General features: G+C 60.8%; 6 protein-coding genes. 4 read left to right on the top strand and 2 right to left on the bottom strand.

Annotated elements, in window-relative coordinates; all coding sequences use genetic code 11:
• Positions 1–39: 39 nt before the first annotated feature.
• Positions 40–1,290: an IS256 family transposase gene (locus BCY88_RS04020; RefSeq protein WP_120342987.1), complete on the bottom strand. Its 1,251-nt coding sequence runs from the start codon at positions 1,288–1,290 to the stop codon at positions 40–42.
• Between the two features lie 257 nt (positions 1,291–1,547).
• Positions 1,548–2,564 (bottom strand): 1-aminocyclopropane-1-carboxylate deaminase, encoded by a 1,017-nt coding sequence (locus tag BCY88_RS04015; protein WP_120342986.1) that lies wholly within the window; start codon positions 2,562–2,564, stop codon positions 1,548–1,550.
• A gap of 160 nt (positions 2,565–2,724) precedes the next feature.
• On the opposite strand from BCY88_RS04015, the gene BCY88_RS04010 reads away from it, so the two are divergent.
• The 4 genes from BCY88_RS04010 to BCY88_RS03995 all read left to right on the top strand — a co-directional run bounded on the left by BCY88_RS04010 (position 2,725) and on the right by BCY88_RS03995 (position 5,981).
• Positions 2,725–3,261, top strand: coding sequence for an Lrp/AsnC family transcriptional regulator (locus BCY88_RS04010; RefSeq protein ID WP_120342985.1), 537 nt, complete (start codon positions 2,725–2,727; stop codon positions 3,259–3,261).
• Between the two features lie 132 nt (positions 3,262–3,393).
• Positions 3,394–3,906, top strand: coding sequence for a peptide-methionine (R)-S-oxide reductase MsrB (gene msrB, locus BCY88_RS04005; protein ID WP_120342984.1), 513 nt, complete (start codon positions 3,394–3,396; stop codon positions 3,904–3,906).
• A gap of 19 nt (positions 3,907–3,925) precedes the next feature.
• Positions 3,926–4,669 carry a peptide-methionine (S)-S-oxide reductase MsrA gene (gene msrA, locus BCY88_RS04000; protein WP_120342983.1) on the top strand — a complete coding sequence of 248 codons (744 nt, stop codon included), beginning with the start codon at positions 3,926–3,928 and terminating at the stop codon, positions 4,667–4,669.
• 415 nt (positions 4,670–5,084) lie between these two features.
• Positions 5,085–5,981 carry a MipA/OmpV family protein gene (locus tag BCY88_RS03995; protein WP_120342982.1) on the top strand — a complete coding sequence of 299 codons (897 nt, stop codon included), beginning with the start codon at positions 5,085–5,087 and terminating at the stop codon, positions 5,979–5,981.
• Positions 5,982–6,000 lie beyond the last annotated feature (19 nt).

The raw sequence follows: 6,000 nt of genomic DNA, 5'->3' as shown, positions 1-6,000 counted from the left end.
GGGGGTGTCAGAATTTCCGTGTTCAAGGCGGGTTGAGAATTACACGGATGGTCGAACGAATCGGTCCTCATAAAGTATGGCGAACTGGTTCATGGCGGCCTTCCAGTCATGAGCCGCACGCCCCCAATCGGCAGTGATGTTACGCAATGCAAGCCAGATGAGCTTCGTCGCAGCCTCGTCGGTCGGGAAGTGGCCCCGCGTTTTGATGATCTTGCGCAACTGCGAGTTGATGTTCTCAATGGCGTTCGTCGTGTATATCACCTTGCGAACCGACGGTGGAAACGCAAAGAACGGAATTACGCGATCCCAGGCGTTGCGCCACGCCGCGCTGACCGGCGGGAATTTCTGCCCCCATGGCCCATCAGCAAATGCATCGAGTTCCGCCTGCGCCGCTTCCGCGCTGGGCGCGGTGTAGATCGGGCGGATCGCTGCGGCCAGGCCCCTGCGGTCCTTCCAGCTCGCGTAATCGAGGCTGTTGCGGATCAGGTGAACAATGCAGGTCTGCAGCGTGGTGGCCGGAAACACTGCCGCCAGCGCCTCGGGCATACCCTTCAGACCATCGGTGACGGCGATCAGGATGTCGTTGACGCCGCGCGTCCTGAGGTCGTTGAACACCTTCATCCAGAACTTGGCGCCCTCGGTGTTCTCGATCCACAGGCCGAGGATATCGCGTGTGCCGTCGGGAAGAATGCCCAGCGCAAGGTAGATCGCCTTGTTGCGCACCACGGCGTCTTCGCGGATCTTGACCCGCAATGCGTCGAAGAACACCACCGGATACATCGGCTCAAGCGGGCGGCCCTGCCAGGCCGTCACTTCGGCCATGACCTCGTCGGTAACCGAGCTGATGAAATCAGGCGAGACGTCGGTGCCATACTGTTCGAGCAGAAAGCCTTGTATCTCACGCACGGTCATACCCCGGGCATACATGGCGACGATCTTGTCATCGAAACCCGTGAAGCGCCGTTCGTGCTTGGGAATCAGCAGCGGTTCGAAACTACCGTCGCGATCGCGTGGGATCTCGATACGGATCGGACCGTCCTCGGTCAGGACTGTCTTGGCGCCCGTGCCATTGCGCTGATTGGTGACGGCCGCGGGCTTTGCAGCACCGGACGTGTAGCCGAGATGATGGCTCATCTCGCCACCCAGCGCCCGCTCGATCAGCGCCTTCTTCAAGGACAACGTCGCGGCGTTGATCGCTTCGGCCGTCATCGGCCCGTTGCCGAACTTCTCAAGCAGCTCAGCGGGGATCACCGGCAGTTCTGCCGGCGTAGCTTTCGGTTTGCGAGGCATAGGTTCTCCTGGGGAGAATGATATGCCTTGAACACGAAATTAATGACAGGCCCTCTGGAATCTGTGTTCTCGCACATTCGGCCCTGGTGACAAAGCACTCATACCTCCGGCGGCGCTGCGCGCGCCGACGCGCGGCTCGAAAACCGTGAGCCGGCTCGGTGTCTGTTACCCATCTGTTACCCGTTTGTTGCTCGTTGCTCGTTGCTCGTTGCTTGTTGCTTGTTGCTTGTTGCTCGTTGCTTGTTGCTTGTTGCTTGTTATCCGTTCCGGAATATGAAGCTGTAGGCGTTTAGCGCCGGGACGCCGCCCAGGTGGGCGTACAACACGCGTGAACCCGTAGGGAATTCGCCGTTTCTTACCATGTCGATCATGCCGTGCATCGACTTGCCTTCGTACACCGGGTCGGTCAGTACGCCCTCGAGTCTCGCGCACAAACGAATCGCCTCTAATGTGCCCTCGTTCGGCAAACCATATTCCGGGCCGCCGTAGCGCTCGTCCAACACCACGTCCTTGCTCGTGATGTCGCGGCCTAGATCGACCTTTTCCGCGGTTTGTCTCGCGATTCGTGTGATCTGCTCGCGCGTCTGCGCCGGTTTCGCTGATGCGTCAATGCCAATGACACGCTCGGCGCGGCCGTCAGCGGCGAAGCCGACGATCATGCCCGCCTGGGTGCTGCCCGTGACGGAACACACCACGATATAGTCGAACTTGAAACCGAGTTCGGCCTCCTGCTGGCGTACCTCCTCAGCAAAACCAACGAAACCAAGGCCGCCCAGCGGATGGTCCGAACAGCCCGCCGGGATCGCGTAAGGCTTGCCGCCCGCAGCGCGCACGCTCTCCAGGGCATCTTCCCAACTCTTGCGAAAACCAATGTCGAAGCCGTCGGCAACCAGCCGGACATCGGCGCCCAGAATGCGCGACATCTGGATGTTGCCGACCCGGTCATATACGGCGTCCGAATAGTTCACCCAGTTCTCCTGGACCAGCACGCATTTCATCCCTAGGTGCGCCGCAACCGCCGCAACCTGACGGGTCTGGTTCGACTGGATACCCCCAATCGATACCAGCGTGTCACAACCCTGCGCCAACGCCTCGGGAATCAGATACTCCAGCTTGCGCGTCTTGTTGCCGCCAAACGCAAAGCCGCTGTTGCAGTCCTCGCGCTTCGCATACAAATGCACTTTCCCGCCCAGGTGGTCGCTCAAACGCTTTAACGGCTGGATCGGCGTGGGCCCAAAAGTCAGCGGGTAACGAGCGAATCGTTGCAGGTTCATGGCAGCTCCAGATAGGTAGGTTCGACGCAGGCAGCAAGCCGCCGTGCTAACCAAATGGTAGGGAATAGCGCTAGAAATGAGCTTGCAAAGAAATTCCGTTCGACATACTTTTAAGAATTTTCGACGAAAATCGACCTAATAAAATTCCGGATCTGAATCAATGAGCGCAACAAAAGTTCGCGGCACGCGCAGCACGGCCGATGTAAACACCGCAGCAACCGCGCAAGCCGACTCGCTTCACGCACTCGATCGCATCGACCGGGCAATCCTGCGTCAACTGCAAACCGACGCGTCCATCTCGAACGTCGCGCTGGCGGCCAAGGTCAAATTGAGTGCGCCCGCGTGTCTGCGGCGCGTGGAGCGGTTAAAGGAATCAGGGCTGATTCGCGGCGTGGTTGCGTTGATCGACCCGAAAGCGGCCGGAGCGGGCATGCTGGTGATCATCGGCGTGGTGCTCGATCGATCCACGCCGGAGTCGTTTGCCGAGTTCGAAAAAGCGGCGCAGAAGGTGGCGGGGTGCATGGAATGCCACGTCGTCACGGGCGAGTTCGACTATTTCATGACAATCCGCACCCGTGATAGCGAAAGCTTCAATCGTCTGCATGCGGAACAGCTGCTTTATCTGCCGGGCGTCCGGCAAATCCGCTCCTTTATGGTGCTTAAGGAGATCCTGTCGACCACGAAATTTCCGCTGTAATCGCCGTCACGCAAAAAGACGCGCATGCTGTCATAAATCTCTCCGGTGCCCGACTAAACGTCAGGACCACTCGCGGGCGGCGCGCTCAGCGCCTGAACGGGTGAACGGTGCGGACTTTCCGGGACGATCATCATGGCTTGCAGCAGACGGAGTTTCTTCAGATTAATCGGTGCGGCGTCGCTCGCCGGCAGCACTGCGGCATGGCGCACGGCAGGCGCGGCGGAGTTGGGCGCAGCGGCGGGCTACGAGGTCGCGCACAGCGACGCCGAATGGCACAAGCTCCTGACAGATGCGCAATACCGGGTGCTGCGCGAAGCGGGCACCGAGCGGCCATTCAGCAGTCCGCTGAACGAGGAGCACCGCGCCGGCACTTTCGCGTGCGCCGGTTGCGCATTGCCGCTCTTCTCTTCGAAGACGAAATTCGATAGCGGCACCGGTTGGCCGAGTTTCTGGCAGCCTCTGGATCATGCTGTCATCACGCGGACCGACAAGTCGTTCGGCATGACGCGCGACGAAGTACTGTGCCGGCGTTGCGGCGGCCATCTGGGTCACGTCTTCGACGATGGCCCCAAACCGACCGGTCTGCGCTATTGCATGAACGGCCTCGCTTTAACATTCACGCCCGCCGCGCGCGGCACGAGCTGATCGAATCAGGACAGACATCATGAACATCGAGAAACGCAGTATCGGCAAACCGGTCCGCTCGCGCGGAGCGGCCCTCGCGCTTTCGCTCGGTCTCGGCGCGCTGGCGTTGCTGCTGGCGCAGCGCGTGGCTTTCTCGTCGGAAAACGGGGTGGTCATTGCGCCGCCCGCGCTCGACGAACCTGTTTCCGCCACGAGCGCGCACGAAGAAACCGCCGTGTTCGCGGGCGGCTGCTTCTGGGGCGTCCAGGGCGTGTTCCAGCATGTGCGCGGTGTCACCCGGGCGGTCGCGGGTTACTCAGGCGGCCAGCGGGATACGGCGCAGTACGAGACCGTCAGCGGTGGCGACACCGGCCATGCGGAATCCGTGCAGGTTACGTTCGACCCCACCAAGGTCACCTACGGGCAGTTGCTGCAGGTCTATTTCTCAGTGATTCAGGACCCGACCGAGTTGAACCGCCAGGGTCCGGACAGCGGTACGCAATACCGTTCGGCGGTGTTCCCGCTGAACGACGCGCAGCGGCATGTCGCGCAAAGTTATATCGCGCAGCTCGACAAGGCCCACGCGTTCCCGGCCGCGATTGTCACGAAGACGGAGCCGTTCAAGGGCTTCTATCCGGCCGAGTCGTACCATCAGAACTACCTGACACTGCATCCGAACTCGGCATATATCGCCATCAACGACATGCCGAAGATCACCAACCTGAAGCGTCTGTTCCCGAATCTCTATCGCGACAAACCCGTGCTGGTCGAAGCGGCGCAATAGCATCGCAAACGCCGCGCTAGCGGCAATCTCTCTTTCCGGCGCCGCATCGCGCGGCGCCGGGCGTTTTTTTGCGGCTGTATTCTGCCTGTCACCATCGCCACGGCATGCTTGTCGGCATCCGTCGGTCTGTTCTTGCGTTGTTCCAATCCGAACCGGCTTTCCAGCGACCAGGCCCGCATTTTGCGCAGGAGCGTGCGTCGGCAAACCTTTCGCACGGTTATGTTCGCGCCAATGCCCAGTTGATGGGGCAGCATCAGGTTAGAGCCGTGCGTTTTGCCGGGCAATGCGTGCCGTTTGCTGAAAGAATTACATGCCGCGCGTAGCAATGCGGCGGTCGCCCGGATGTTTGCCATTCTTTGCCGGCTTCGGGCGAGAACCTAAACCCCTTCGCGATACGCGAGAACGGAGGCTTCTGGTGTTGATCAGCCGTAGAAAGCGGATCGGCAGGATTCGCAATAAACAAACAAGCATCGTGGCAACATCGCTGGCCGTCGCGACCCTTGGCGGTATGGGTGTTCTGCCGGCCCCGGCGCTGGCCCAAACGCCTTCGCCGTTGGGCGAATGGCAGTATTCCGTGGGCATTCCGCTGCAGAAGATGTGGCAACCGAATATTCCGGACTGGCAGGTGCGTGTCGGTGCGGCGACGTCGTTCCAGCCGCGTTACGAAGGCTCCGACCGGTATCACCTGATGGCGGGCCCGAGCGTCGACGTGCGCTACAAGGACCTGTTCTTCTTTTCGAGCGGCGAAGGACTCGGTGTCAACTTCGCGCAGGGGCAGAACTGGCGCGCGAGTCTCGCCGCTGTCTACGATCTCGGGCGACGCGCTCATGACGATCCGCAGGAATTGAACGGGCTAGGCAATATCAATCCGGCGCCGGGCCTCAAACTCTCCGGGGAATATGTCGTGTCGAAGGATTTCCCGCTCGTGCTGCGCGCCGACGTCCGGCGCTATTTCGGCGGCTCGAACGGCTGGATCGGCGATCTCGGCGCCTATATGCCGATGCCGGGCAGCACCAAAAAATTCTTCTGGTTCGCCGGGCCGAACGTGACGCTCGCGGACTCGAATTACATGAACGCCTGGTACGGTGTGAATCAGAATCAGGCCGCGCATTCGCAGTACTCCGAGTATCACGCGAGTGCGGGTTTCAAGTCGGTGGGTTTCGGCGTGAGCATGGTGTGGCTGTTCGACAAGCACTGGTTTGCCACCGCCGACGGCGCGTTCGAACAACTGGTCGGCAGCACGGGCAATAGTCCGATCACGCATAGCAGGGCCACCGGGGTGGCCGATATCTCGATCAACTATCGCTTCTGATGGACGCGGGGTTCGCGGG

The sequence above is a fragment of the Paraburkholderia fungorum genome, assembly GCF_003610895.1.
Classification (GTDB): Bacteria; Pseudomonadota; Gammaproteobacteria; order Burkholderiales; family Burkholderiaceae; genus Paraburkholderia; species Paraburkholderia fungorum_B.
The sequence above is the reverse complement of the archived record's forward strand: the minus strand, read 5'-3'. Positions and strand labels throughout refer to the sequence as shown.

Bases quoted from the DNA above. Each gene is read 5' to 3' on its own strand.
- BCY88_RS04020 (WP_120342987.1), bottom strand. From the start codon at position 1,290: ATGCCTCGCAAACCGAAAGCTACGCCGGCAGAACTGCCGGTGATCCCC.
- BCY88_RS04015 (WP_120342986.1), bottom strand. From the start codon at position 2,564: ATGAACCTGCAACGATTCGCTCGTTACCCGCTGACTTTTGGGCCCACG.
- BCY88_RS04010 (WP_120342985.1), top strand. From the start codon at position 2,725: ATGAGCGCAACAAAAGTTCGCGGCACGCGCAGCACGGCCGATGTAAAC.
- msrB (WP_120342984.1), top strand. From the start codon at position 3,394: ATGGCTTGCAGCAGACGGAGTTTCTTCAGATTAATCGGTGCGGCGTCG.
- msrA (WP_120342983.1), top strand. From the start codon at position 3,926: ATGAACATCGAGAAACGCAGTATCGGCAAACCGGTCCGCTCGCGCGGA.